Below are 26,194 nucleotides of genomic sequence, written 5' to 3'. Positions count from 1 at the left end.
GTGAAATTGTGAGGTGGTGAAATAGTGAATTTGATGTTCTGTTTGCGCAGATTGCGCGGTTGGAACATCAAACTCACTATTTCACCACCTCACAATTTCACCTACTTGCATCCAACGAGCCTATTTTCGGCTGAATTTGGATGATGAAGCGCTTGTTGCGCTGCTCGCGCTGGAAGCCCGTGTAGCGGCCGGCGCCGCGGTAGCCGCTGCCGCCGGGCACCAGCTCCACGTTGCGCGGAAACCGGATGCCCGCTTCGCGCCAGAGGTAGAGTACGGCCAGCGCGCGGTTGTAGCTCAACTGCCGAACGGCTTGTAAATCGGCATTAATGGGGTGGTCGGCGGGGAAGCGTGGGTCCATGGCGGCGCGGCCCTCGATGAGCACCAGGTACTGGATGCCCGCTTCCTGTTTGAGGCTCTGCATCTGGCGCAGCAAAAACCGGCCGGCTTCAATCAAAGGCTGACGTGAGGCAGCAGGTAGCTCGTAACGGCCGGGCCGGAATTCCACCTCGAAATTCAGCTCGTAGCGCTTGAAATCCTTGTTGTACACGAAATAGCGCGGGTCTTCCAGCCGCTTCAGCGCCTCCTTTATTTCATCGATTTTCCGCTTCTCCTTGAGCTGTACTTTCAACTGCGCGTTGGCGGCTATCAACCCCGACTGTTTGTCCTGGAACAGCTTGTAGCTCAGCACAAACAGCACCAGCATGGTCAGGAACAGGGCCGTCATCAGGTCCACGTAGCTGGGCCAGAAAAAATCTTTGCTTTGTTTCACCGGCGGCGGAGGTTAGCGGGGAGAGGAACCGTCGGAGCGCCGGGGCGGGGTTTTCTTGCCCAGAATAGTGCGCTGGAACCAGTTCGGCTCCAAAATGCGGTCCAGCAAATCCTGCGTGCGGTCGGTTTGTTGCAGCAGCCGGGCCTGAATCTGCTGGTTTTGTTCGAGCTGGCGCTGCATGGCTTGCAGGGCCTCGGTGTTGCGCCGGGCCTGGTCTTCCTGCAAGCGGTTGAGCTGCATCTGCTGGGTGGGGAGCTGCTGAAACGGGCTCATGTACTCCACAATCTTCTCGTAGATGTTGTCTTTGTTGAGCTGCCGGAAGTGGGCGCTCCATTGCGCATGCGCCGCCTGGGCCTGCTTCTCGAACTCCTCGCGCCGCTGGTCCAGCGCGGCCCGCATCAAGGTAGCGTCTTCATTCAGCGCCTGGTTCACGCCCTGGCTGATGTTGCGCAGCAGCGCGTGGTGCTCGCCAAAGAACCGCGCCTGCTCCCTGACGCGGTTGTCGTGCTCCTGCAAGTAGCCCGGCACCTGATTCAACGACTGTTCCAAGGCGGTAAGCCGGTTTAATAAGGCGGTAATAGTCGTTACGGTTTCGGCGCCCTTCTCCACCGACACGTTCAGCGCCTCCTGGTACCCCAGAAACTTCTCGAACGAACCCGCACTCTTGTCCACTCTATCGAATACCTTGATGGTGGCGTTGGCCAACTCGGTGTAGCCGATTTGCTGGAGCTTTTCCAGGAAATCTTTCTGAATGCTGATGTTCTCGGTTACGCGGGGCAGGAAATCGGCAATGCGGGTCATGAAATCGTCCTGCACCTTCGAGAAGAACTTCTCATTGAAGGCATCCAGCACGTTCTGCAAGCTGTTCATGCTCCGCTGCATATCGGAGTTGAGCTTGGGCAGCAGCGCCTTTTGCAGGAAGTTGTAGTAGCCGTTCTTGAGCCGGTCACGGGTGGCCCGGGCCGATTTCAGCAGTTGGTTGCCCCACAGCGTGAAACCCAAGCCAAACAAGCTGCCGCACATGGCAATTAGTACGCCGCCCAAAAAGTGCGTCACGTCATCGTTGTTGAACGACGAAGCCGCAGGGTCAGTGACGTCCGTAGCGCCAAACGGATTCACCAGGGCCAGCAAACCCAAGATGGCGCCCGCAAACGTGCCCAGCAGCCCCAGGTACAGCGGCGTGGAAATCTGGGCTTCAATTTCGGCATCCAGCAGCGCCGCTTCCCGCTCGGAAATGTCTCGCAGGGTGTTGAATTCGGCGGCGGCCCCGATGTTGGCCCGCAGGTAGTCGTTGGTATCCGTGACGATGCGGCTGAACTCCGGGCTGGTGCTGGTGGCCGTCACGGCGTCGTATTCCAGCGTCTCGTTGAAATCAGAAATAGTGGTTTGCTCCACGCCCATCTGGTTGGTGGACGGGTACATAGTTTGCACCCGCTCTATCAGGCGCCGGTTGCCAATAAAAATATACACCTGCCAGGCAATGAGCCCGAGAATCAGGAGGATTTCAATAATCTGTAAAACCATGACAATCAGTTACAAGTAGGGCTCAACGAATGATGAGCCGGGCGCGTTCCACCACCTGCCAGCCATCGGCCTGGCGCTGGAGCGTGCCCGCCGCTGCTGCTGCTACGGAGTTGATGCGGCCCACGGGCGGGTCGTACTCGAAAAACTTCTGCAAGCGGTTCAGCCCGTCGCCAATGAGCATGCTTTGGTTGACGTGCGGGTTGAGCGTGAAGCTGGCTTGGTCGGGGTTGCGCGGGTTGATGGTGAGCATCAAGGCCAGCTGCGGCAGCGGGTTGTCCACAATCTTGCGCTCCTCCACAAATGGCGTTTCCTGCACCGGGCCGTAGCGCGTAGCGGGTGGCAACTGTGCGGACGGCTGCTCATACGCAGGCTCCGGCGACGCAATAGTCCCGAGGCCAACGTTCAATAGGTCGTCGTGGTCGTCGGCTGGTGCCTGCACTGGCGGCGGGGGCGGTGGGGTAGAAGCGGTACGTCTGGGCGGTGCGGCTTTGAGGGGGGCAGCAGGTACACCTGTTACGCGTGCTTTCAAGTCGGTTAACTCCTTTTTCAACTGGTCGAGCTGTTTTTGGAGGTCCTGATTCTGCCGTAGCAGCTTCCGGTATTGGGGCGTATTCATAACAGACTGCGTTTCAGGTTCAACGGCGGGGGTAGCCACCATGTGCGACGAAGAGTGCCGCCGACGCTTGCGGCGGGCACTTTCCATGCGGTTGTACGTCAGCCCTGCGCCTACCAAGGCACCGAGCAAGGCCAACAACGTACCCGCCACGGCCGGCGACATGCCCCAGTAAGTAGGTGCTACCTGTACTGGAGCCACCATGGGCTCTGGCCCCGAAGTGGTTTCGGGTATGGTGTCCTGGTAGTCGGTCTGGGCCGGCTGCTCGATTTGGGCCGTTGCGTTGGTGGCCGGGGCCAGAGACTCATCGGGTACGGCGGCGGTATCGGCGGGCGTGGCTAGCTGAATAAACGGAGTCAACTCCGTGTTGAGGGCTACCACGTCCACGCGGGCTAGGGCGCCTACTTTCTTTTCGCGGCGCTGGGCTACTTCGTCTACAATGGCTTGGGCCACCTGCGCCGCGCTACCGGTTTGTCCTTTACCAATCCGCTCGATGACTGCGCCGCGCAGGATACCTAGTTCCGATTTGTCTTGCTTCTGCGCGAGTACCCAGTTGGTGAAGTCGGTGCCAGTGGCCCAGGGCTGGAGTGCCTGGGGCTGCTTGGGCTTCACATCCACCCAAATGCGCCGGGCGGTAACCGTCCAGATTTGGCCCTTCAGGTTATCGTCCTGGCTGGTTGCCACGGGGGCGGTTTGGGCGCGCGTTATCCCTGGCGAACCAGCCAGGCCCAGCACCATCAGCAAGCAAAGTACCCGATAACGTATCGACATAGACGAGGACTTAGCGGGCGGAATCGTGGAGCTTCTGCGACAACACGTAGAACGCGTGCTTGAGTGGCAGGAAAAACAGTGTTTCAGGAATTGGCTCGCCAGCGGGCAGTGTATTAGCGTAGCGTTGGCGGCCCAGGTTGAACGAGTCGGCTAGGGCGTCTTTCAACTCGCGCAGAACCAAACCGGGCGGGTTTTTGATGCCCAGGTTGTTTTGCGCTGCTACCAGTTCCGGGTCGGTGAGCAACAGCGTGAGGCACTTCTCCACGTTGGCCAGCACTGCGTTTTTCACGTCTTCGGTAATGTCGGACGGGAACAGCGGGTGGTTTTCGGCGGCATCGGCCGCGCCGGTGCCAATGGGCTGCACGATGGGCGGCACTTCGGCGGTGCTTTCTGCATCGAGGCCAGTAGCCAGCACGCCCCCGTTGGCGGTGGTTTGCTTTGGGTCGTCGGCCAGCACAATCTTGAAGTTGGCCGGCGCGGGTACGCCCATTACTTTGCTCAGAATCAAGCTAGCTACCTGCTCCAGTGGCCGTAAGTTGCTGGGGCACAGCAGTCGTAGGTACAAGCTGCCGCGGCCTGTGAAGCACAGGTAGCGAGGAGCGGCTAGTCCGCGCAGCGCCGTTACCTGCCCCAAGTGATACACAATGGATCCGAAGTGCAGGTAGAATAACACCCGCAGATGTTGGGCCATAAGCAGCCGCTCCCCAAACTGGAATTCCCGCTCGTAGTTGAACAGCAAACTGGCCACTTCCTCGGAGCCAAACGCCGGGTTGGCCTGCACAACGGCTAGGCACTTCACAGCTATTTCGGCGGCTTTGGTTTGCGGCAGCGGATGAGCATTGATGCTGTCCAGCCCGAAGCGCACGAGGCCGTTGTCTTTGCTGCCGCGCACGTCGGCAGCCCCGTCGCCCCACAGCTCGTTGCCGGCAAACCGGAACGAGGTGCTGAACGCCGGATGGTGCTTGCGCGGGCCGCTGGTATCGGCGGTTTGGTCGGAGTAGAACAGTACATCGGAAGTACCACCCCCAATGTCGATGAAGGCCGCATTTTCGCCGGGGCCGGGCGTCACGAGGCCGCGCCGGGTCAGGAAGAAGTACGGTGCCGACGACTCGGGCAGGTAGGTGGTGCTGCGGTTGGTCTGGAAAATCTCCCGGAACAGCGTGTCCCACTCGCGCTGGTACAAGTCGCGGCTGAAGGCCGAGAAGCTGAGCGGCGCAAACCACACCACTTGGGTGGCGCCAATGTTGCCGCCGTGCAGCGCCGCTTTGTACTTGAACAGCAGCAACATCTCGCGGAAAAACATGCGCACCCGGTGGCGGGCCGCCTCGCCGGTTTCGCCCCACTTCAGGTTGGTGTGGTACGAGTCGTTGGTTTCCTCCTCGGTGTTGATGCCGAAACCTACGTTGATGTTAGCCAGTAACTTAGGTGTCTCGATGGAAAAGCCTGCCGATTCACTGGTGGCGGTGCGGATGGGGAACTGGTACGGCGAACCGGCCGCGCCCACAAACGACGGGACGAACTCGCGCTGCTGATACCGTTGCCAGCGCCGCAACTGAATGCCGTGCGCCGGGTCGTCTTCCACGCCCCGATACAACTGCTCGTACGCGGCATAATCCGATTCTTCCGACGATTTTTTCAGCAGGGCCACCGGCGTATCATCGGGCCCGAAACCGAACGGCTGGGGCGGATGGCTGGGGCCGTCGTGGTAGGCCACATGGGTATTGGTGGTGCCGAAGTCGATGGCGAAGCGGAACTCCTTGGTGCCCTGGCGCACCTCGCGCCACTTGGGCACCACCAGCGCCCGACCCGCAGCCGGCGCGGGGTTACTGATTTGCACGTAGTCGAAGGGCGTGCCTTTCACTTCGTAGTAGGTGCTGCCTTCGTCGGTGCCGGTTTTAGCAGTGCGGCGGTAGGCCGTGGCGCTCTGCTCGGTACCCGTACTCGACAACAGCCGGCCGTTCACCCCGAATTGCAGTTCCACCGGCTTGTTCACCAAGCTCGGGTCGATGTTGTTAGCGTCCACCAGCATCACCTTGTAGAAGTCGTTGAGCTGCGGCGCGTCCAGGATTTTCACAAATGGGAATACCGACAAGCCTACGTTGGTCACCAGCAAACGGCCGAGTCCTTCGGTGCGCGGGTTGGGGTAGTAGGCGCGCTCATAGTCCACGGTGAAACCGCCGGCCACCGGAATCCGCAGCCGCACCCGCACGCATACCGGGTCTAGCTCCATAGTGAGCTGGGTAGCTAGCTCGGCCGGCGTGAAGTAGTCGAAGTACAGCGGCGTTACGGGCAGCAGCGGCCAGCAGGTGGGCTTGTAGCCGGGGGCTACTTTCAGTTGCCCAGTCACGAAACGGCTGCCATCCACCTCGTAGGGCACGGTCAACAGGGTTTCTTCCAGTAGGTCGTTGAGGGTGAGGTAGGGGTAGGCCAGCTCCGGGCCCGGCAGCGTCCGGTCGGCCAGGGCGCGCGGGTCGGCAGCCGGAATCTTGTTGCCACTGTCGCCGAGCTGGGAGTTGTTGTAGTAGAACTTGCCCGGCATTTGCAGGCCCGGCCGCAGCACCAGCGGCAGCGGGTTCGGCAGCGGCCAGCCCGGCGCGGGTTGCCGGTCGGGCCGAATGGTGAAGTCGGAGTTGCGCACAATGCTCTGGTCAGGCCGAATACGCACTGACACGCCCGCCACCACTACCGGGTTGCCGGTCTGGTCGGCTTGCAAGTCGGGGTAATCGGCTAGCTGCGCGGTGCCGTCCAGGCCCCACTTGTTCAGAATGTTGGGGTCGAGGACGTTGCGCACGGCTGGTGCCAGGCGGGCCAGAGCCGTATCCACCACAAACTGCTGGTACACGAAATCCTGAAACGCCTGCTCGCGCTGGTGCAAGCCCACGTAGCGCCCATCGAAATACTGGCCGCCACCTTCGGGCCGCTGCACCGGCAACGCCCGCACCGATGGCGCCGGGAAGAACAGCGTCAGCGGCGACGTACCACCAAGTAGCTGGGGTGCTTCGTTGGGCGTGGCGCCAGGGAAGTGCAACAGGTGCAGCTCGGTGAGGTTGACAAAGCGCTTGTCGTTCAGATACAAACGCAGCGCCTGGGCCAGCGGGCGAGTGGTCGGCTGGGCATCCAGCTTGGCTAGCTCGTTGGCGCGGTTCCAGGTACGTACGCTCAGGCGCTGGCCGGGCTGCCGCCGCTGGAAGTAGTTGAACGTCAGCTCCCACAGGTCCCAAAACTGGCCTACCAGCTGGTGATGCACAGTATCGGTGGGAGCGGAGCTGCCGGCGTTGCTCACGTAAGCCAGCGCCGTTTCTACGAGGTGCAGCCGCGCAAACGGCGACGGAATAGCCACGGCCACTCGCTCGGCCCGGCCCCCTTCGGGGTCCAGGATGCCGCTGGGGCCTTCAATTTCGTTTTTGCCGATTTTGCCGGTCCGGCCCCAGCCTTCGTGGGTGCTGGAACCAGTGCGGTGCAGGCGGAGTATTTTGGCCATTTTTTCTTTAAGCTATTAGCTGATAGCCCTTGGCTATTAGCTTTTGGTATTGATTCTCGTTGTGGCGGGGGCCTCACCCCCTAGCCCCCTCTCCTAGGGGAGAGGGGGGACTAGCTTCTAGCATACTAGAACTAAAATCTATTTCTAGTTCCCCTCTTCTTTTCGGAGAGGGGCTAGGGGTGAGGTGCCCTCTGCAACGAGCTTCTATGAGTATTGCAGCTTGGTATCCACCACTTTATCGGTGGCCTTGTTGAAGGCTTCCACAATCCAGCGAAGGGCACGGGAGGCGTCGGGGTTGTCGAGGTTGGTTTTGCCCACGGCGTCGTTCAGTTCGGCCCGCAGCACGTCGTCGGTGAGGCCTTTGTTGAAGAAGCCGGTGGCAATGATTTTGTCGGCCACCATCTTGTTGAAGTCGGTTTCGTCGGGGTGCAGGGCCCCGAAGCGCCGCTCACTCACGCCCAATTCGCGCAGCCAGCTTTCATACTCCGTGAAGAAGTCGGTGAGGTCGGCGAGGGGGCCGGTGCTGGCGGGCAGGTGCTGAGCCAGCTTGCCGCCTTTGTAGAGCGGCGCGTTTTTCTCTTCCAGCAAGTGCTGCCGGAAATACTTCGCGAAGTAGTGAAACTGAATCATCGGGCGGGCCACGTCGCGGCGCAAAGCCGGGGGCAGCTGCCCGAAATCAAACGTGGCCTTGTCTTCCTTCAAGCCAAACTCGTGGTAGGCCGGGCTGCCCCGGTCGAGCTGATTGGCGGGCTGCCCCAGGAAATGCGGCACCGACAACGCGCCCAGCAATTCCAGCAAATGAGCCTGGTTGCGCTGCTCGGCCCGACCGGGGTTGTTGGGCAGCGGCTGACCGGCCTGGTCGCCGAGGTAGTACAACGACTCCAGCCCATCGAGGTGCTCGGCGTAGTAGCTGAGGGCCGTTTTGGTTTTGGTGATGAACGTGTTGGAGTCGATGAAGTCCTGGCCATCGGCTTTTTCCTGGGCCGAGGGCTGTTGCAGCTTGAAATACGGCAGCAGCACCAGTGCCCCGGCCGGTACCTTGGCCCGCACTGAGGGCTGCGGCAAATCCACGTCCGGGTCGCGCAGGTTTTTCACCAGCAGCGGGAACCCAGCCGCCCCTGTACCACCAAAAATGCTGCTCACGAAAAACACCCGGTCCTCGGAGTTGAGGCTTTGCGCCAGGTAGCGCATTTCCGGCGCCTGCACCAACGAGTTCAGTACCACGCTGCCCACGTTCGGGGAGCCGCGGAAACCCAAATCCAGACTGGCGTTGAGGCTGTCGGGGGTGAAGAGCAGGTCGAGCAGGCCTCGGGTTTCCACCGAGGCCTCGTTGTAGTGAATGTAGTCTTTGAACGACTGATTGATGCCGCCGAAGTCGTACACAAACGAGTCGCGCAGGCCATCAACTCCGGCAGTGTTCAGTTGCGCCAACGTGGTGAGCGGCTGCCCGAAAAAGCCCTGGCCTTTTGGGTGCTGACCATCCTGATACAGGGCGTTATGGATGCGGGAATAGCGCTTCAGCAAATCCACGGTGCGCGTGACGTCCCCGTTCTGGGTGTCGGGGTCAACTAGCACGGGAACCACTTGGTCACAGTCGGGCAGGCGCATGCCAGCGGCCAGCAGCATGGTGAGGGAGCGAAGCACCCGCGCCCCGGTACCACCTACGGCAAAAATGAAAAGACGAGCCATATTCTGGAATTGGAAAGGAAGTCGGAGTTAATATTTGGCTGAAAGCCCGTCATGCTGAGCTTGCCGAAGCATCTCTCCCGCTTCGTTACAACGGTTTAGGCGAAGCGGGAGAGATGCTTCGGCAAGCTCAGCATGACATATAGTTTGGCAACGTCAGCACGCAAGATGTCTCACTCTGTTCGACATGACGTGCCTAAAGTGCTGATGCTGCTAAAAAGGAGTGCGGCGGGCGTGATGGGAGCCCCACTTCAAGGCCACGGAGAACAGCACGAACCACAACGGCGCTATCCAGGTGTTGGTCAGGATGAAGTAGCGCATGTAGGGGTCGGAGGTGGCACCCTGGCCGATACTTACCTGCCACGCCAGCAGCGCGCCCAGACCAGCAACCAGCAAAAGCACCAGCAACCAATGAATGGGACGGTACAGCCCCAGGTGGGTAAGGGCCGGAATGAAATGGTTGAAAACGTAATAAAACACCACCACCAGCGCCAGTACCGTCAGGACGGTGTAGAGGCCGGTGGCGTTGAAGATTTCTGCTTTATAGAGCCCGTAGAGCGGGGTTTTGCGGTCATAGAGCAGCCCAATGGCAACGGTGTACAGGCTGTTGAAGAATTGCTGCATACAGGGATGAGAAGATTAATCTTGATTGGAAAGGGAGAACGAAGCCGTGAATACGGTGGGCAGCTGTTGTGGGAAGGCGTCGCGCAGCCCGGTCATGATTTCCGTGAGCCGGTACGTTTGGTTGAGCGGCCCGGTGCGGTTGTCGTTTTCGGTGCTCCACTGTGTTACCCAGGCCGGAACGTTCGGCGCCGGTAAGCGCAAGGTGAGCGTAGCCGGTTCCTTGGGCAAGCTGGTGAGGTGCACCCGCACGGTGTGCGTGTACGCCGCCAAGCTAGGCGTGCCGCTCACGACTTTCACCGAGTTGGGCACCAGCTTCGCGGCGCCACCGGGCAGGTCGGCTTGCAAGTTGCGGGCCAAAAAGCTGGGTTCCCGCCAAGCGGCAGGCAGCTGCGCTAAATCGAGGGCAACGGTGAAATCCACGCCGTCCTTAACGTCCGACACTTCCAGATTCGTACTTACACCGGCTCCGGCGTAGGAAATAGAGCCGCTGCCCTCGCTCGTTGGGGCTAGCGGGCTGGTGGCGGGCACCTGCGTAAGTACCGCTGCGTAAGGCACTTTCGGGAAGCTCAGCCCGAAATAGGCTTGCTGGGTTTTGGCGTCAACGGCCGGGGCCACTTCGTTGAGATACCGCCCCACGGCCGCGGCTGGCCCGATGATCCAGATGTAATACGGTCGGCTTTCCCCTTTCAGTTGAATCCGTTCTTTGGGCGTTTTCACTGCCGGGTGGAAAGTGCCGTAGAACGCCGAGGTTTCGGCCAGCACGGCCACGGCCAGCTGCTTGCGGGTGGCAGCGGCCAGCGCATCGGTGATGCGGACGCCCATAACGGCTACGTCGGCTTGGCGCTGGGGACCGTAGATGAAGTCGGAGATGACCACATTCACCTTTTGGGCGGCGTTGGGCTGAGCCAGAATGTTTTCCAGCATGGTAGGTAGCTCGGTACCCAGGGCCGCCTCCTTGGTGTCGCCTTGCACTACATCCCGAAAGTGCGCGTAGGTGCTGGTTTGAGGCGTTTTGTTGAGCGACAGCCAGAACTGCGCCTGCTCCACGGCGGGGTTGCTGTTGGTGCGTGAAGCCAGCAGGCTGATGCGCTTCTGGAACGCCGTGGGCTCGGTGGCCGTGGTATTAACCGGCATAAAGCCCTTCATCCCCCCCGACAGCTCCAAAAACACGTTCACCTGTAGCGGCGCGGCCTTGGCCGGCGTGGTTGCTGTGGCCGGCGGGGTAGTAGTGGTGCCGGGGTCAGTGGTTTCGGTGCTGGCAGAGTCGGTGCCGCAGCTGCTTAACGCTACTACCCCCAGAGCGAAAGCGAAATACCAACTTCTTGCGGCCGCTAGCGGTGAAGAAAAAGAAGTGCGCCGCTTGCCGCGCAGAAACAAAGAAACTTCCGACATAGCAGAACCAAGGTTTAGGGTAGCTATTTACAACGAAAATCCGACAACGAAAGTCTAGTGAAAGCGCACGAAATAAAGTGCTGACAGCCATTTGCGTTGGCCCTGCGTAGGAGCCAGGTGGTACGCAATAGGGTTGGATGTTCTATCTTGGAAGCTCCTTCTCGCCTTTCCCGCCTCTTTGCACATATGAGATATTTCCTGTTAGCAGCTCTGTTGCTGAGCCAACTACTGACGCTGAACGCCGCCGCCCAAACGCCCCTCGGCCAGCCCACCCTCGATGAGCAAAAGGTGCAGGTATGGTGCGCAACCGCCCGCTTTGTGTATGAAGACAACGGCCGGCCCAACCTCAAGAACACCTTGAAGTGTGGTGGTACGCTGAAGGAGTTCGAGAAAAGCATCCGGGCTGATAGCCAGCGGGTATTCAGCGCGTTGTACCAGCCGTTGGAAGGACGTGGTGCCATTTATAAAGGGCTGGGCTCCAACCCCTCAAGGCTGCAAAAGCTGAAGACGGAAATCATCAACCGCCTGAAATCCTCCCCGGCCCGCCGCGCCAGTACCGCCCGCATGGCCCGGCTGGCTACCCTCGAAACGGCCCTCACCAACTACGTAGACAACGGCACGCCCATCAGCAGCCAGGCCGAAGAAGCCACTGAGGCCGCCGCCGACCTGGAAGGCGAAGAAATGGCTACCGACAACCCCACCGATGCCGGGCTAGCCGAAGCCGGCGTTGCGCAGCAGCCCGAGCCCGCCCAAGGTTCCGGCGAGGGGCTGATGAGCAAGCTTTTCGCGCCGTTGGCCTTTGTGCTGGCGTTGCTGAGCTTGGTGCTGTACGCGCTGATGCGCCGCAACCTGGCCGTTTTCCAGCAGGAACTAGCCACCCGCATGACCACCCGGCAAGATGAAATAATGGCTTCGCGCCCCGCTCCGGCAACTGTTGCAACGCCCGCCGCTACGCCCGTGCAAACCATAACGCCGGAGCTGCAACTGGAAGTAGAGCGCCTGGTGCAGCAGCGCGTAGCCGCCGAATTGGCTAAGCGGGAGTTACTTACCGAAACCCCGGATGCTCCGGTTGCTACCCCCGAGCCGGTTGCGCCCACCCCCGTAGCGCCCCTCACGGCAGCTATGCCAGTAGCCACCGTGGTTCCTGCTCCCGCCGTTACACCACTTGTGCCCGAAGTAGTTACCGAAACTTCTGCTCCCTCACCAGCGGTTGAAGCCCCTGCGCCTCTAACCGAAATACCCGCCCCGCCCGTGGTACTGCCGCTTGGCTCGCCGGCTACGGCTTTGCGCGAAGAATTTGAAAGCGTAGTGACGCCCACTCCCGTAACTGAGTCGGAGTCGGAACCAGCAGCAGCGCCTCAACCCGAGCAAGCACCCGCATCGGTAACCACGATGCGCTACGCCAGGGCCTCGGCAAACGGCACGCTCAACGAAGCGGATTTCACCGATGAACTGCAAGCCGACAGCGTGTACGAAATCTACCAGGACTCGCAGTGGCCGGCCCTGGCCACCTTCCAGGTGAGCATGGAGCCGGCGGTGCAAACCTACCTGCTGCAAATAGCCCCGCCGGAGCTGCTGGCCGACGCCTGCGAGTATGAGTCGCCCACCGGCCCGGTTTCCGAAATTCTGACGCTGGAAGAAGGTGTGCTCCGCAAAGTAGCCGAGGTGTGGCAAATCGAGCAGAAGGCGGTGGTGCAGTTTGAGGGGTAGGGTGAATGTAGCTTTTAGATTAAGATCAGTAAGAATACTGCCCAACTCCTAATTGGTCATCCTCATTGAGGTATACAATCCAATAATCGTCCCCGGTTTCGTAACGCCAAGGACCGTGTTCCTTGATTTGTTGACCTTGACGCACTTCATATTTGTCGTTAGGATACAGATGTATCGTACAGTCAGAACAATTAGGGTAGGAAGTAAGACTATAGGTTCCTATATGTTCAGCTTTGCCTGACTCATAGTTGTAATGCATCTTACCAGCAAAGCCAGCTAATAATGCAACACCAGCAAGAAGGCGAATAATAGCACCTCCTCTGCGCACTGTTGAATTTGGCTTTAACCACTGAATTAACCAATAAAGAGTATATCCACTCAGTACGCTATAAATAAAGTAGATGAATGCAGTACCGAGAGCTGCCATAGTCACTGAGTGTAGTTGCTGCTATAGATACTTAGTTTGCGTTTGTTAACTCAACAAAATACCTGATTTATCTTCGGCCTTCTCTTTGCCAACTCTTTCCATGCAAAAACGACTACTGCCGGCGCTGGTCCTGATGCTGCTGGCGGGCTGCCGCTCGTCGCAAACGTACTCGCCTTCCACTGCTGGTACTTCTATTCCTGCTTCTTCCCGAATACCTGTGCAATACCCTGAAACCCGTAAATCCGACCACGTAGACGACTATTTTGGGACGCCCGTACCCGACCCGTACCGCTGGCTGGAAGACCCCGATTCGCCGGAAACCAAGGCTTGGGTGACGGCCGAAAACAAGACCTCGTTCGGCTACCTCGAGCAGATTCCGTTCCGTGACAAAATCCGGGACCGGCTCACCACCATCTGGAACTACGAGCGGTTTGGCGTGCCCCAGGAAGAAGGTGGCCAGCTCTACTTCTCGAAAAACGACGGCCTCCAGAACCAAGCGGTGCTCTACACCCAGCAAGACGGACAGGAAGGTCAGCCCGACGTGCTGCTCGACCCCAACAAATTCTCCGCTGATGGCACTACCGCTTTGGCCGGCACCTTCTTCTCCAACGAACACCGCTACATGGCCTACGCCACCAGCGGCGGCGGCTCCGATTGGCAGAAGTACAAGGTGATGGACCTAAAAACCCGCCAGCCCCTCACTGACGAGCTGAATTGGGTGAAAGTATCGGGCGCGGCCTGGTACAAGGATGGTTTCTTTTACAGCCGCTACGACGCGCCTAAAGCTGGCCAGAACAGCCTGGCGGGCAAAAACGAGTACCACAAAGTGTACTACCATAAGCTCGGCGACGCCCAAACCAAGGACCGGCTGGTGTACGAAGACCAGAAAATGGCCCTCGGTTTCCGTACCGTGGGTACCACTGAAGACGAACGGTTTCTGGTGCTCTACCTCACCGATGGCAAAGCCGACGGCAACCGCCTCTCGGTGCGCGACCTGACCGACCCCAAGCAAGCCGACAGCTTCACGCCGCTTGTCAGCAGCTACGAACACAACAACTCGGTGGTGGGTAATATTGGCGGGCAGCTGCTGGTACTTACCAACTACAAAGCGCCGCGCTACCGCGTTGTGCTCATCGACCCGAAAAAGCCGCAGGAAACCAACTGGAAAGAGGTATTGCCCCAGACCGAGCAGAAGCTGGAAGGCGTAGACCAAGTGGGCGGCTACCTGGTGGCTTCGTACCTGAAAGACGCCAGCAGCCTGATTAAAGTATATACCGAGAAGGGCGAGTTCAAGCACGATGTAGCGCTGCCCGCCATTGGCACGGCGGCGGGTTTCGGGGGCAAGCGCACCGCCAAAACGGTGTACTATGCCTTCACCTCGTTCACGTACCCGACCACTATCTATAAGTACGACATTGCCAGCAACACCAGCACCGTGTTCCGGGCCCCGAAAGTGGACGTGAAACCCGAGGACTACGTGACCAGCCAGGTGTTCTACGCCAGCAAGGACGGCACCAAGATTCCGATGTTCATCACCCACAAGAAGGGAGTGAAGCTCAACGGGCAGAACCCTACCTACCTCTATGCCTACGGCGGATTCAACGTTTCGCTCACGCCTTCGTTTTCGGTGGCGCGCATGCTGTGGCTGGAAAATGGCGGCATCTTGGCCATTCCCAACCTGCGGGGCGGTGGCGAGTACGGCGAAGGCTGGCACAAAGCCGGCATGACGCCCAACAAGCAAAACGTATTCGACGACTTTATTGCCGCCGCCGACTACCTGAAAGTGCAGGGCTACACCAACACCGAGCGGCTGGCTATTGCCGGCGGCTCGAACGGCGGTTTGCTGGTAGGTGCCACCATGACCCAGCGCCCCGATCTGTGCGGCGTGGCCTTCCCGGCGGTGGGCGTAATGGACATGCTGCGCTACCAGAAGTTCACCATCGGCTGGAACTGGGCCCCCGAGTACGGCACCAGTGACAGCTACGCGCAGTTCCAGAACCTGTATAAGTTCTCGCCGCTGCACAACCTGAAGCCCGCGGCCTACCCCGCCACCATGATAACCACCGCTGACCACGACGACCGGGTGGTGCCCGCGCACTCGTTTAAGTTTGCGGCCACGCTGCAAGCCGCCAACACCGGCCCGCGCCCCCAGCTCATTCGGGTGGACGTGAATGCCGGCCACGGCGCCGGCAAAAGCACCAAGCTCCAGATTCAGGAATGGGCCGATATCTGGTCGTTTGCCTACCAGAACATGGGCCTGAATCCGTATAAGAAGTAGTGCTTAGTGCTTGGTGCTTAGTGCTTAGGATGTTCTGATTTAAAGAGAGATTCCAAGCACTAGAGCATCGGATATAAGGTGCTATTATATAAGAACGACCTACGCACTAAGCACCAAGCACTAGGCACTATCAACCCTCTCCCGTATCTTCGCGGCCACAACGCGCGTAACTAGTCTGCATCTTTTAGTTTCCACATGAAAAAAACGTTTCTGCTCGGTCTGTTGGCCGCTTCGCTGATGCTGTCCGCCACGTCGTGCAGCAACCCCGATTACACCAAGGAAGAGGATGCGCCTACCAAGCCCCTGCCTCCCATTCCGGCCGCTCCCGACACAACTGGTGGTAAAGCTGCTCCCGAAAACCCTGCTACCCGCGAAATAACGGCCCCCAACGCCACCGAAGACATCAAGAAAATGCAGCCCGTTATGTAGGTTGCTGCATAGCTGATAAACACAGAAGGAGCAATGGCCGCCACGCGCCGTTGCTCCTTCTGTGTTTAGCGGGTAGTAAGATGTGGGTAGTAGGTAGTTGGATGTTGAACCAGGTCTTGCTGCTCACAGCTTCTATCTTGCCTGTGCTTTGATTGAATTCACTTTCCTTTCTATTGACCTTTCCCCGATGTCAACTATTATCCGCCGTGGCCGCGAGGCCGATTTGCCTCAGGTGCTGGCCCTGATTCAGGAGCTGGCCGAGTATGAGCGGGCCCCGCAGGAAGTCACGAACACGCTGGCCGATATGCAGCGCGACGGATTCGGGCCGGACCCCATCTTCAGGTTTTTCGTGGCCGAGCAGGAAGCTGGCCCTATCGTGGGTATTGCGCTCTACTACACCGCCTATTCCACCTGGAAGGGCCGGATGCTGTTCCTCGAAGACCTGGTAGTAACCGAAGCCACGCGCGGCACCGGGGTTGGCAAGCGCCTGTTTGATGCCGTGGTAGCGGAAGCCCGGCACACCGGCGCCAACCGTATGAAGTGGCAGGTGCTGAATTGGAATGAGCCGGCCATCGGTTTCTACAAGCGCGTAGGAGCCAACCTCGACCCCGAATGGCTGAACGGCAACCTCAACGCCGAACAGCTGCAAGCTTACGGCGGGGAAGTGGTGAGATAGTGAAATGGTGAGGTGGTGAGTTTTATGTTCGGTTAGCGCCAACTGCGCGGTTAAAACATCAAACTCACCACCTCACCATTTCACTATCTCACCATTAGCTCACTATTTCCAGCATGGTACGGAACGAGGCGTAGCGGCCACCGAACTGCTTCTCGATTTCTTGGCGGAGTGCTGGCGCGGCTACTTGCTGGTACTCTTCCAGCTGGTCGAGGCTGACGCAGTAGTATTGGGCGGCGTAGGTGATGCCGTTGTCTTCCTCGTTGAGCAACCGGCACAGCTGGCTTTTCAGAAAGAAGCCGGTGGCCATTACCTCGGGCATGTGGGTGTCGCGCATGTAGTCCACCCACTGATCGGCAATTTCCGGGTCGAGGCTGGTGGTAACGTTATATAGAATCACGGGTGTTGGGGCTTGGGGTGTTGGGTCTGGAATGATGTTTCGGCGAGTAAGCGGCCGGCTAATGGCTACTTACGGCAGCGTACGAGAAGCTACAACGCAAAAGTCGGCCAAAAAATCCAGGGCCTTGAGCTGTCAAGCCCCAAAACCTAGCCTCATACTCGCATGTGGTCGAAATGGAAGTCCTCGATACGGGCCTGGATTTCCTTGGATGACAGTTTTTCCCTGATGGCGGCTTGCACCAATGCGGGCAGTTCGGCGTCGCCGGCGAAGCGCAGGGCCAGAATCTGGCTGAGCTGTAACTGGCTTTCCAGGGGCCGGAAGCTTTGGCCGGTGGCCTCGAAATACTGCTGGCGCACCTCCAACCGAATAATACGGTCCTGAAGCGTGAGGGCGTAATGCTGGCGCAGCATCAGAAGCACGCCAAAGCTTGCCACGGCCAGCGCCATCACCGTAAACCACAGCCGCGAATCCTCGGAATCGTCGCCGAAAACGGCCGCGTACCGCCGGATGCCATACAGAGCCAGAATAAGCAGCATGGGCAGCAGAATAAAATGGTGCCAGACGTACACCATCGGTTTGTTTTTGGTTGGTTGGGTGGCCATAGCGGGGCAGAAATGGTAAAGGAAAACGGTAGAAGGTAGATGCAAAAAACTCCGACGCAAAGGCCGGAGTTTTTGTATTGTGGGAAAGCAGAAATGGCTAGCGGGCGGCCTTGGCGGCTTTTTTCGCTTCGCGGGCTCTGCGCTTTTCCATGCTGGCGGCCTCTTTGGCAGCTCTTTCCTGACGCTTAGCTTCCTTGGCGGCATCTTTCTGGCGGCTCAGCTCCAGCTTCTGCTCTTTCATCTGGCGCTTCTGCTCACGCATAGCGTTTTTTTGGTCCTTGAGTTGCGCTTCGGTCTGGCTAACGTTGCTGCGCGAGGAAGCGGTTTGCTGTTTCTGTGCTTCGAGGGCTGCTTTGGCGTCGGCGGCGCGCTGCTGCTGCATTTGCAGACGGATCTGCGTGGAGTCGGTGGGAGTCGTTGTTTGCGCCAGGCTGGCATGGCTGCTCACGATACCAACTGCAAAAGCCAAAAGGGCAAGAATCTTTTTCATGACTACTTAGAATGGAGTTTATCCTGATACGGCTGCCTCGCGTCTAAGTTGATTTTGCTATGTTATTCCTCCACATAATCCAGTTCTTTGCCGTAGCTCTCCGGCAAGGAGCTAACCGCCCAAAAGGCCATTAGCAACGATACCACGGCCAGCACGGTAGCACTACCAATGAGGCCCAGCGGAGCTTTGAACAACTGAAACAGGAACGTAAGCAGCACCACCGAACCCCGCGCAAAGTTGGGTGCCGTAGTAGCTACCGTGGCGCGCAGGTTGGTACCAAACTGCTCGGCCGCCACCGTCACGAACAAAGCCCAGAAGCCCACGGTAAGCCCCAGCACGAAGCATACCGCATAGAACGTGCTGGGCGAGGCGCCCCGCATCCCATACAGATACACCGCCACCAACGCCGAGCACAGCACCAGAAACAGCTGCAGTGCCCGGTTGCGGCTGCGCATCAGCTGGCTGATAGTGCCACTGGCAAAGTCGCCGAACACCAGCCCAAAGTAGCACCAGAACACCCCCAAGCCCGCTGAAACCGGCCCGGTAATGCCTAGCTCCGCGCCAAACTCGGGGGCCAGCGTAATCAGGATGCCCACCACAAACCAGAGCGGTACTCCAATCAGCAGGCATTTGAGGTAGCGCGCCAGCCGCGGCCCGTTGGTGAACAAGCTCAGGAAGTTGCCGCGCGCCACGCCGCTTTCCTTGGTCTGCTGAAACATGCCCGACTCGTACACGCTCACGCGCAACACCAGCAGCGCCAACCCCAGGCCGCCGCCAATGAAGTAGGCGTTGCGCCAGCCCCAGCCGGAGCCCTCGCCAACCCAATACGCCAGCATGGCCCCGCTCACGCCCACAGTGGCCACTATCATGGTGCCATAGCCGCGCTTTTCCTTGGGCAAGGTTTCGGCTACCAGCGTAATGCCGGCTCCCAACTCGCCGGCCAGCCCTACGCCGGCTATCAGGCGCAGCCAGGCATATTGGTCGAGGGTTTGCACGAAGCCGTTGGCAATGTTGGCCAGCGAATACAGCAGAATCGAGCCAAACAGCACCGACAGCCGGCCGCGCTTATCCCCCAGGATGCCCCACAAAATACCCCCGAGCAGCATGCCGCCCATCTGCATGTTAATCAGGAAGATACCCTGATTGGTAACGGCATCTTTGGCTGTAATGCCCAGCTCGTTCAGGCTTCTCACCCGCACAATGCTGAACAGAATCAGGTCGTAGATGTCAACGAAATAACCCAGGGCGGCCACAATAACAATGGCCGAAAAGAGCTTGGTGGGGGGAGGGGTGGGGGAGGTAAGGGAAGCAGACGGCATACCGGGCGCAAAGAAATGTTCGATGCAGATTACGCAAATTTCCCGGCAGGTTGCGCATGCGCAGCGGCCTCGTCGCAGCAGCCGTGGGCACCCATGGCGGGGCTTACGTCTTCGAGTTGCACGGTGCAGTGGCTGATGTTGAAGGCGTGCACCAAATCGTGCTGCAACTCGCCCAGAAAGTGGTTGTGGTCGGGGCCGGCGGGGCGCACGAGGTGGGCTGTAAGGGCGGTATCCTGGGTGCTGAGGGGCCACACGTGCAAATCATGCACGCTTACCACACCGGGGCGGGCCAGCAGAAAAGCCCGCACGGCGGCCATATCAATGCTTTCGGGGGCGGCTTGCAAACCGAGCTGCACGGTTTCGCGCAGCAGCCCCCACGAGCTATACCCAATCACTGCCAGAATCACGAAGCTGATAACGGGGTCGAGCCACTGCCAACCGGTAAAGTACACCAGCGCCCCGCCCACCACCACGCCCACCGAAACCAGCATGTCGGTAAGCATGTGCAGGTACGCGCCGCGCACGTTCACGTCGCCTTTCTGCCCGCTGCTGAACAGCCACGCCGTGAAGCCGTTAATCAAAATGCCCAACCCCGCCAGCGCCATCACCACCGGGCCATTTACGGGTGTAGGGTGGCGCAGGTGGTCGATGGTTTCCCACAGAATAAAGCCCAACGCCAGGTACAGTAGCGCCGCGTTCAGCAACGCGGCCTGAATGGTAGCGCCTTTGTAGCCGTAAGTGAACCGCTCGGTGGCTTGCCGCTTGGCCAGCCACGCCGCGCCCCAGGCCAGCGCCAAACTCAGCACGTCGCTCAGGTTGTGCCCGGCATCGGAAAGCAGTGCTGCCGAGTTGGCCCACAAACCGCCCGCCGTTTCGCCGGCCACAAACAGCAGGTTCAGGATGATGCCCCACTTGAAAGCGCCGCTGAAGTTGCCATCGGGCGGCGGGCCATGATGGTGATGCGCGTGGTCGTGTCCGTGGTGGTGGTCGAGTCCGTGGGCCATAGACAGGAATGTACGAACAAAAGACGTTTCGGGTAGGGGCGGGGCTTGCCTCCGCCGGTGTCAGGACGTTACTTGTTGTGCTTGCTGGGCGGCGCAAACGAGGGGCGGGGGCAAGCCCCGCCCCTACACTCCTGGCGGTTACCGGAAGCTCAGCGGCACTACCACCCGCACACTCACGTTGCGGCCCTGGTTAAATACGCCGGTGCGGCCGTTGCCGGGGTTGTAGGCGGCGTATTTCAGGCGGCTCAGGTGGCTCTGGTAGCCTACATCAAATAGGTTGTTGGCCGTCAGGTACACCGAAAATAGCGTCTTGTCTTCTGTATTTGTCACGTCGGAGCCCAGGCCCAGGTTCACCAGCGTGTAGCCGGGCGTGCGGGTTTCGGTTTCGAAGGCCGAGAATACGCGGTTCTGCGCGAAGGTGTGCTCCACGCCGCCGCGGGCGTACAGGTTGCGCAGCCGCGTAGTGCCCACCTTCCGGAAATTCACCCGCAGCTCCGACTGCAACCGGTCGGCCGGAATAAAGGGCAGGTATTTCTGCCCGGCCGGTTGATCGAACTGCATGGCCCGCACCATCGAAAACGAGTTTTCGAAGTGCAGCCAGTCGAGCGGGTGGGGGTGGAGGTCGATGGTAACTTCGCCGCCGGCCAAGCGGGCATTGCCCTGGCCGTAGCGGAACACCGGGTCGCCGGTGGTGGCTACGGAGTCGGCGGTGCCGCTGGCGTCGAGTAGCTTGGCGGGGAAAATGTAGTTGCTGATGCCGTTGCGAAACGCGTCGAAACTCAGGCCCACGTGGTCGGAAGTATAGCTCAGGCCGCCGTCCACTTGCAAGCTGGTTTCGGCCTTCAAATCCGGCTCGCCTATTTCGTAGCGAATAGTGCCCTCGTGCTGGCCGTTCGAGCCCAGTTCGGCAATGTTTGGGGCCCGGAAACCACGCGCCACGTTGGCTTTCAGAATCAGATTGTCAGTTAGGCTGTAGGCGCCGCCGAGGCTGCCGCTCACGTTGCGGAAGGTGCTCTGGAACCCCGGAAACTTCTCCTCGCCGCTGGGCGCGGGCTGTTCGTCCTCGTTAAGGAAAAGCTGGTCGGCGGTGATGCGGCGCAAATCATAGCGCAGGCCGCCGCCGAGGTCGAGCTTGCCGAAGGTTTTTTTGGTGACGCCGAACACGCCGCCATCAGTGAGGCGGTAAGCCGGAATCAGGAACTCGATGCCCTTGTTCTGGTTTTCCTGGCGCATGCCGCTCACGCCGAAGGTGGTTTGCCAGCCGTTCCTTTCGGGCAGGAAATACCGCACTGCATAATCCACGGTGCGCAGCTGGAAAAACAGCGAATTCTCTTTGGCATCGGCCGGGTTACCGAATTCGCGCCGCAGGTTCTGCTGCCAGCCTACGTTCAAGGTCAGGCGGCTTTCCCCCAGGATAAAGCTGTTATCGGTGCCGATGCGCAGATGGTTGATTTGCTGGCGCGGCACCGCCAAGCCGTAGCCGCGCAAATCGGCATCCGTCACGGGCAAACCTACAATATTGTCTGGGTCGCCGCCAAAGGCTACTGGTTTCAGAAAGTGGCCGGTGAGCGTGTCTCGGTCGCCTTCCACGAGGCCAAGCTCCTGGTTGAACGAGTTGAAGGTAAGGTGCGCGTAGCCCCAGCTTTTATTGACGCCCACGTAGCCGCTGCCGTCCAACTCCCGAAACCCCGAGTTGTACACGCGCCCGTCGTAGCGGTTGCGGTAGTTGCCGGCCAGCTTGCCCGAGCCGCGTACCAGCCAGTTCAGCCCGTTCAGGTTGCCGGCATTCATCAGGGAATAGCCTTGCAGGTAGTTGTTGGTTTGGTAGTTGGCCGCTACTGAACCTAGAATCCGGCCTTCGTCGACGGGCTCGGGCGGCAGGAAGTTGATGACGCCCGCCAGCCCATCGGACCCGTAGAGCAAGCTGCCCGGCCCCTTGATAATCTCCACTCTGTCAATGCCGTACTCGTCGATTTCGATGCCGTGCTCATCACCCCACTGCTGACCTTCCTGCTTGGCGCCGTTGTTGAGCGTAACCAGCCGGTTGGAGCCCAGGCCTCGGATAATAGGCTTGCTGATGGCGGCACCCGTGGTAATCTGACTGAGGCCGGGGGTGTGGGCAATGGCATCTACGGCGTTGGTAGCGGCCGTTTGGCGCAGCCGGGTTTGGTCCACCACGCTGGTAGGCACCGGCGAGCGGCGCATTTCCGTGCTCGCCGACACGCCCGTTACCACCACCTGCCCAATTTCGGTGGCGGCTGGCGCCAGGGCCACGGCCAGAGGCTGTCCGGTGCCGGTATCCACGGTGCGCACCACGGTGGTGTAGCCCACAAAGCGCACCTGCATCAGAAACCGGCCGCGGGGCAAGGCCGCAAACTGGAAGCTGCCATCGGCGGCGGTGGCAGTGGCTTGTTTCAGGTCGGGGAAGTAGATGGTAGCCCCCGGCAGGGCCTCGCCGGAGCCGGCATCGGTAACGCGCCCGGTGGTGGGCACCGCCGCCGAAGTGGCCCGCACGGGGCGGGGGGCGGGGGCCGCCGTTTGGGCCAGCACACTCCCGGCTTCCAGCAGCAAACCGGCAGAAAATAGTAGAGAACGAACCATAGCGAAAAGGTAATCGGCTGACATGAACGGGAAATGAGGCATTAGGATGCACCCACCAGGAAACAAGAAGGCTCCGACCACCCGGCCGGAGCTTTCCCCACGTTTCTCCAAAACCAAACCAGGAGAAAAAAGCGCGAAGCCGTTTGCAGCCAGCCCCGCAATACTTAGGGTAGGAGGGTAAGAGGGGGTGAGGGTGAGAGGTAGCAAAGTAGCAGTCAGCCATAAGCCAACATCAGCGTACACCAGCCATCATCCTACTTCCTTACTTCTTCAACCCATACCCTCTCACCTTCCTATCCTCATACCCTATCTTATCGCACCGTAGTGGGGAAGGTCACTTCCACGTCGGTGTCGCCGGGGGCGAAGGTGCCGTTCTTGGTGCCGGGCTGGTGGCGCAGCGTGATTTTGAGGTTGCCGGTGGCGGCGGCCGTCGTTACCACGCGGGTTTGCAGGCCGATTTCCAGGTTGTTTTTGTCCCGGTCGGTGCGCGTTACGGTCAGTAGGTTGGCCGGCGTCGGCTCGAACCAGAACAGGTGCTCGTCGGCTTCCTCCAGGATTTCGGCCGAGGTGTTCACCGCTGGGTTTTTCGTCTCGTCGAGTAAGCTCAGGGTGCCGGTGTAGGTGGTATTAGCCGCCAGCGTGAGGGAGCCGATAACCGGAGCCGTGCCCCCGTCGCCGTCCAGGTCGCGGTAGGTTGCCGATACGGGCGCGCCGCCGCCAACCGGGGTGAGGGTGTACGTCAGCGTCGTGATTTGCTCGTTGTCGTCGTCGGGCGTGGGGTCGTCGTCGTCGTTGTTGCAGGCCGTGAACAACGGAGCTACGGCCAGCAACGCCAGCAGCATCATACGGAGCGGATTTTTAACAGGAGTGTGCATAAGCTGAAAAATGATGGAAAGGAAAATGAAGTTGTGTCGCGAAAAAAGTAAGGAAGACAGCCGCCACCACCAGCGCATCGAGAGGCGCGTAGCCTAGAGCGGTAGCGTTAAAATTCCAGCGGCACCCGCACCCGCAGCGTCACGTTACGGCCCATTTCGGCGGTGAAATAGCGGTAGCGGTTCAGATAGTCGCGGTAGCGGGTGTTAAGGAGGTTGGAGCCCGCCACGCTGAGGTCAAGCGGCAGGCGACCCCAGTGCATGGTGGTGCCAGCTTCCAGCCCCAGCAGCGCGTAGCCCCCCGGCGGTAGCTTGTAGTCCCGCTCGGCGTAGTTGTCGGGCACGCGGGTTTGGCGGGCCACCGCGTAGCCGCCCAACTGCACATAAGACTGGCGGAAATGCGTGGCTGGCTGGTCGAGGAAGTCGTAGCGCAACGAGGCTTCCACCCGGTCGGCGGGCATGAAAATCTGCCATTGGTCCTGGCGCGTATCACGGGCCCGCACTATCGAGCCTTTGGCGCCTAGCAGCCAGCGCGGAGCCAGCTTGTACGTGCCCGCTACATCCACCCCCCGAAACGTGGCATCGGTTTGCTGGTACTGCCAGCTAATGAGCGCCCCCCGAATAGTTACCACCGCCGGCAGAATGGGCACCTGGTAGATGAAGTCGGTGATGCGCGTCTGGTACACGGTTATTTCGCCGTTTAGGCGCGGGTTGTCGTGCCAGGTAGCTGTCAAGCCCACGTTGAGGGCGGTTTCCGGCACCAGCGCCCCGTTGCCGGGTACTAAGTCGTAGCCCAGTTCGTACTGCGCGTTGTGCACCCCGTCGCTGAACCGTTCGTTGGCGGCCGGGGCGCGGCGGGTTAGGCCCGTGGCCAGGTTAAGCGTGAGGTGCGTGGACGGGTCGAAAGTGGCACCCAGCGAGGCTGCCGGCGTCACGTAGTGAAACTGGCGCCGGTCCACGAAATAGGCGCCGGTGCTGTCCCGGTCGCCGCGCTTCACTTGCAGCTTGCGCTGGTCGAGGCGCAGGCCGGCTTCCAGGAGCCACTTGTTGCGCTGCCATTTTTCCAGCCAGAAAGCTCCCACCGCCGTGTTGGTGTAGAACGGAATGAACTGCCGGCTACCGTTGGCGTAGCGGTTGAACTGGTAGGTGCCCGCCACCCCCACGCTGCCGGTCAGGTTGTACCAGCGGTGGTGCTCCCATAGCAGCTCGGCGGTGCTGGTGCGGTTGGTGTAGCTCAGCTCCGGCTTATTGAGGCTCGCCAGATTGTTGTTGCGCGGCCGGAACTTGTCGTACTCATCCCGGAAGTCGGTTTGCTGGGCCACGGTGGCCGTCAGGCGGCCCGCGCTGCCGGTTTCCACGAAGCCCGTGACCTTGGCCACATCGTGCCGTACCTGCTGATACGCCCGCTCTATGTCATAGCTGAAGCCCGAGGTTTCCAGCGGTTTGTCGCGGGCAATGGCCAGCTGCAAATCAGTAGGGTTGCCAACGTGCGCCGCCGGCAGAATCCCGATTCTAGTGTTGAACTGGCTGTAAAATGCTTCTATGCCGTAGGTTTCCTGGCGCCAGCCCGCCGCCGCCGAGAAGTCGTATTCCTGAAAGCCCGAGTTCTTGAGGTAATAGCCCGGCGCCCGCAAGGTGCCCGCTCGTTTGGCCGTGCCCTGCACCCGCCAGCTCAGCGCTGGTAGCTGGCGCAACTTGCCTTCCACCGTGCCCGAGGCCGCGCCCAAGCCGTTGTTGCTCATGCCCACCAGGTTCAGCTCACCGCCGGTACCCACCGAGTCGCGCAGGGGCTTGGGCTCCACCAGCACCACGCCGCCAATGGCATCGGAGCCGTAGCGCACACTGGCCGCGCCCTTCACCACCTTCAGGCGAGAGGCAATAAATGGGTCGATTTCCGGGCCGTGCTCCTGGCCCCACTGCTGCCCTTCCTGCCGCACGCCATTATTGAGAATGGTAAGGCGGTTGGAATGCAGCCCGTGAATCATGGGTTTGAAGATGCTCGGCCCCGTCTGGATGGCCGTTACTCCCGAAATCTTCTGCAACGCTTCGCCCAATGCTTGCCCACGGGTCTGTTGCAACGCCTGGGCGCTGAGTGTAGCCGTGGGCTGGGTGGGCGCTTGCACCCGCTCACCGCGCACGGTAGCGCCACGCAGGGCCACCGCATCGGGGTGCAGCTGGAAATTGCGCACCACGGCCCGCTCCAGGCGTAGCTCTGCCGTTTCGGACTGGTAGCCCAAAAACGAAACGCGCACGTGGTAGAGCCCGGCGCACAAATGAAAATGGAAGTTGCCGGCCGCATCGGTTTCGGTGGCTTGCTGGGTTTCCAGCACCACCACCGTTGCCCCCGGCAGGTCCGCCCGCGACTCATGGTCGGCGACGCGCCCGCTCAGCGACAGGGTACACTCCGTTGGAGCCTGGGCTCGGCCAAGCTGGGCCACACTTAGCGTTAGCCAGAGTAGCAGCCGCCAGCCGCGCCGCCCCGCTCCCGGTGCGCCCGGAAATCGGAAAGACATAGAAAAAGGAATGCCG

20 protein-coding genes are annotated in these 26,194 nt (G+C 60.1%); 4 read left to right on the top strand and 16 right to left on the bottom strand.

The window, feature by feature from the left end; genetic code table 11:
* Positions 1-97: 97 nt before the first annotated feature.
* The 7 genes from J0X19_RS10065 to J0X19_RS10035 all read right to left on the bottom strand — a co-directional run bounded on the left by J0X19_RS10065 (position 98) and on the right by J0X19_RS10035 (position 10,860).
* Positions 98-769 carry a hypothetical protein gene (locus J0X19_RS10065; RefSeq protein ID WP_206984228.1) on the bottom strand — a complete coding sequence of 224 codons (672 nt, stop codon included), beginning with the start codon at positions 767-769 and terminating at the stop codon, positions 98-100.
* A gap of 12 nt (positions 770-781) precedes the next feature.
* On the bottom strand, positions 782-2,293 hold the full coding sequence (locus tag J0X19_RS10060; RefSeq protein ID WP_206984227.1) for a hypothetical protein: 1,512 nt from the start codon (positions 2,291-2,293) through the stop codon (positions 782-784).
* A gap of 22 nt (positions 2,294-2,315) precedes the next feature.
* Positions 2,316-3,677, bottom strand: coding sequence for a hypothetical protein (locus J0X19_RS10055; protein WP_206984226.1), 1,362 nt, complete (start codon positions 3,675-3,677; stop codon positions 2,316-2,318).
* Between the two features lie 10 nt (positions 3,678-3,687).
* Entirely contained in the window at positions 3,688-7,158 is a 3,471-nt protein-coding gene (locus J0X19_RS10050; RefSeq protein WP_206984225.1) for a hypothetical protein, read from the bottom strand.
* A gap of 204 nt (positions 7,159-7,362) precedes the next feature.
* Entirely contained in the window at positions 7,363-8,847 is a 1,485-nt protein-coding gene (locus J0X19_RS10045) for a hypothetical protein (RefSeq protein ID WP_206984224.1), read from the bottom strand.
* A 210-nt stretch (positions 8,848-9,057) separates the two neighbouring features.
* Complete coding sequence (locus J0X19_RS10040; protein ID WP_206984223.1) at positions 9,058-9,468, bottom strand: hypothetical protein; 411 nt, start codon at positions 9,466-9,468, stop codon at positions 9,058-9,060.
* A 15-nt stretch (positions 9,469-9,483) separates the two neighbouring features.
* The gene (locus J0X19_RS10035) at positions 9,484-10,860 is read right to left on the bottom strand and encodes a hypothetical protein (protein ID WP_206984222.1); all 1,377 of its coding nucleotides are present in this window, start codon (positions 10,858-10,860) and stop codon (positions 9,484-9,486) included.
* Between the two features lie 186 nt (positions 10,861-11,046).
* Here J0X19_RS10035 and J0X19_RS10030 point away from each other — a divergent pair, with 186 nt between their 5' ends.
* Complete coding sequence (locus J0X19_RS10030) at positions 11,047-12,570, top strand: hypothetical protein (RefSeq protein WP_206984221.1); 1,524 nt, start codon at positions 11,047-11,049, stop codon at positions 12,568-12,570.
* Between the two features lie 25 nt (positions 12,571-12,595).
* Here J0X19_RS10030 and J0X19_RS10025 read toward each other — a convergent pair whose 3' ends face one another.
* Complete coding sequence (locus tag J0X19_RS10025) at positions 12,596-12,997, bottom strand: hypothetical protein (protein WP_206984220.1); 402 nt, start codon at positions 12,995-12,997, stop codon at positions 12,596-12,598.
* 100 nt (positions 12,998-13,097) lie between these two features.
* Between J0X19_RS10025 and J0X19_RS10020 the strand changes: the two genes are divergently transcribed.
* From J0X19_RS10020 to J0X19_RS10010, 3 genes are all read left to right on the top strand, one after another.
* Positions 13,098-15,275, top strand: coding sequence for a prolyl oligopeptidase family serine peptidase (locus tag J0X19_RS10020; protein WP_206984219.1), 2,178 nt, complete (start codon positions 13,098-13,100; stop codon positions 15,273-15,275).
* A 195-nt stretch (positions 15,276-15,470) separates the two neighbouring features.
* Positions 15,471-15,704 (top strand): hypothetical protein, encoded by a 234-nt coding sequence (locus J0X19_RS10015; RefSeq protein WP_206984218.1) that lies wholly within the window; start codon positions 15,471-15,473, stop codon positions 15,702-15,704.
* A gap of 187 nt (positions 15,705-15,891) precedes the next feature.
* Positions 15,892-16,380: a GNAT family N-acetyltransferase gene (locus J0X19_RS10010; RefSeq protein WP_206984217.1), complete on the top strand. Its 489-nt coding sequence runs from the start codon at positions 15,892-15,894 to the stop codon at positions 16,378-16,380.
* 94 nt (positions 16,381-16,474) lie between these two features.
* On the opposite strand, the gene J0X19_RS10005 is transcribed toward J0X19_RS10010, so the two are convergent.
* The 8 genes from J0X19_RS10005 to J0X19_RS09970 form a co-directional block, all read right to left on the bottom strand.
* A complete protein-coding gene (locus J0X19_RS10005; RefSeq protein WP_206984216.1) occupies positions 16,475-16,777 on the bottom strand; it encodes a DUF4286 family protein in 303 nt (100 codons plus the stop codon).
* A 152-nt stretch (positions 16,778-16,929) separates the two neighbouring features.
* A complete protein-coding gene (locus J0X19_RS10000) occupies positions 16,930-17,379 on the bottom strand; it encodes a DUF6526 family protein (protein ID WP_206984215.1) in 450 nt (149 codons plus the stop codon).
* A gap of 97 nt (positions 17,380-17,476) precedes the next feature.
* Positions 17,477-17,869 (bottom strand): hypothetical protein, encoded by a 393-nt coding sequence (locus tag J0X19_RS09995; RefSeq protein ID WP_206984214.1) that lies wholly within the window; start codon positions 17,867-17,869, stop codon positions 17,477-17,479.
* A gap of 62 nt (positions 17,870-17,931) precedes the next feature.
* Positions 17,932-19,188, bottom strand: a complete 1,257-nt coding sequence (locus J0X19_RS09990) for an MFS transporter (protein ID WP_206984213.1) — start codon at positions 19,186-19,188, stop codon at positions 17,932-17,934.
* Positions 19,189-19,217: 29 nt separating this feature from the next.
* On the bottom strand, positions 19,218-20,192 hold the full coding sequence (locus tag J0X19_RS09985) for a cation diffusion facilitator family transporter (protein WP_206984212.1): 975 nt from the start codon (positions 20,190-20,192) through the stop codon (positions 19,218-19,220).
* Positions 20,193-20,330: 138 nt separating this feature from the next.
* Positions 20,331-22,793, bottom strand: coding sequence for a TonB-dependent receptor (locus J0X19_RS09980; protein ID WP_206984211.1), 2,463 nt, complete (start codon positions 22,791-22,793; stop codon positions 20,331-20,333).
* A gap of 311 nt (positions 22,794-23,104) precedes the next feature.
* On the bottom strand, positions 23,105-23,668 hold the full coding sequence (locus J0X19_RS09975) for a hypothetical protein (protein WP_242582408.1): 564 nt from the start codon (positions 23,666-23,668) through the stop codon (positions 23,105-23,107).
* A gap of 107 nt (positions 23,669-23,775) precedes the next feature.
* Positions 23,776-26,178, bottom strand: a complete 2,403-nt coding sequence (locus J0X19_RS09970) for a TonB-dependent receptor (protein ID WP_206984210.1) — start codon at positions 26,176-26,178, stop codon at positions 23,776-23,778.
* Positions 26,179-26,194 lie beyond the last annotated feature (16 nt).

This window comes from Hymenobacter telluris (assembly GCF_017313265.1).
GTDB lineage: Bacteria > Bacteroidota > Bacteroidia > Cytophagales > Hymenobacteraceae > Hymenobacter > Hymenobacter telluris.
The sequence above is the reverse complement of the archived record's forward strand: the minus strand, read 5'-3'. Positions and strand labels throughout refer to the sequence as shown.

Coding starts and splice junctions, on each gene's coding strand:
- J0X19_RS10060 (WP_206984227.1), bottom strand. CDS start 2,293: ATGGTTTTACAGATTATTGAAATCCTCCTGATTCTCGGGCTCATTGCC.
- J0X19_RS10055 (WP_206984226.1), bottom strand. CDS start 3,677: ATGTCGATACGTTATCGGGTACTTTGCTTGCTGATGGTGCTGGGCCTG.
- J0X19_RS10050 (WP_206984225.1), bottom strand. CDS start 7,158: ATGGCCAAAATACTCCGCCTGCACCGCACTGGTTCCAGCACCCACGAA.
- J0X19_RS10045 (WP_206984224.1), bottom strand. CDS start 8,847: ATGGCTCGTCTTTTCATTTTTGCCGTAGGTGGTACCGGGGCGCGGGTG.
- J0X19_RS10040 (WP_206984223.1), bottom strand. CDS start 9,468: ATGCAGCAATTCTTCAACAGCCTGTACACCGTTGCCATTGGGCTGCTC.
- J0X19_RS10035 (WP_206984222.1), bottom strand. CDS start 10,860: ATGTCGGAAGTTTCTTTGTTTCTGCGCGGCAAGCGGCGCACTTCTTTT.
- J0X19_RS10030 (WP_206984221.1), top strand. CDS start 11,047: ATGAGATATTTCCTGTTAGCAGCTCTGTTGCTGAGCCAACTACTGACG.
- J0X19_RS10025 (WP_206984220.1), bottom strand. CDS start 12,997: ATGGCAGCTCTCGGTACTGCATTCATCTACTTTATTTATAGCGTACTG.
- J0X19_RS10020 (WP_206984219.1), top strand. CDS start 13,098: ATGCAAAAACGACTACTGCCGGCGCTGGTCCTGATGCTGCTGGCGGGC.
- J0X19_RS10015 (WP_206984218.1), top strand. CDS start 15,471: ATGAAAAAAACGTTTCTGCTCGGTCTGTTGGCCGCTTCGCTGATGCTG.
- J0X19_RS10010 (WP_206984217.1), top strand. CDS start 15,892: ATGTCAACTATTATCCGCCGTGGCCGCGAGGCCGATTTGCCTCAGGTG.
- J0X19_RS10000 (WP_206984215.1), bottom strand. CDS start 17,379: ATGGCCACCCAACCAACCAAAAACAAACCGATGGTGTACGTCTGGCAC.
- J0X19_RS09995 (WP_206984214.1), bottom strand. CDS start 17,869: ATGAAAAAGATTCTTGCCCTTTTGGCTTTTGCAGTTGGTATCGTGAGC.
- J0X19_RS09990 (WP_206984213.1), bottom strand. CDS start 19,188: ATGCCGTCTGCTTCCCTTACCTCCCCCACCCCTCCCCCCACCAAGCTC.
- J0X19_RS09985 (WP_206984212.1), bottom strand. CDS start 20,192: ATGGCCCACGGACTCGACCACCACCACGGACACGACCACGCGCATCAC.
- J0X19_RS09980 (WP_206984211.1), bottom strand. CDS start 22,793: ATGGTTCGTTCTCTACTATTTTCTGCCGGTTTGCTGCTGGAAGCCGGG.
- J0X19_RS09975 (WP_242582408.1), bottom strand. CDS start 23,668: ATGCACACTCCTGTTAAAAATCCGCTCCGTATGATGCTGCTGGCGTTG.
- J0X19_RS09970 (WP_206984210.1), bottom strand. CDS start 26,178: ATGTCTTTCCGATTTCCGGGCGCACCGGGAGCGGGGCGGCGCGGCTGG.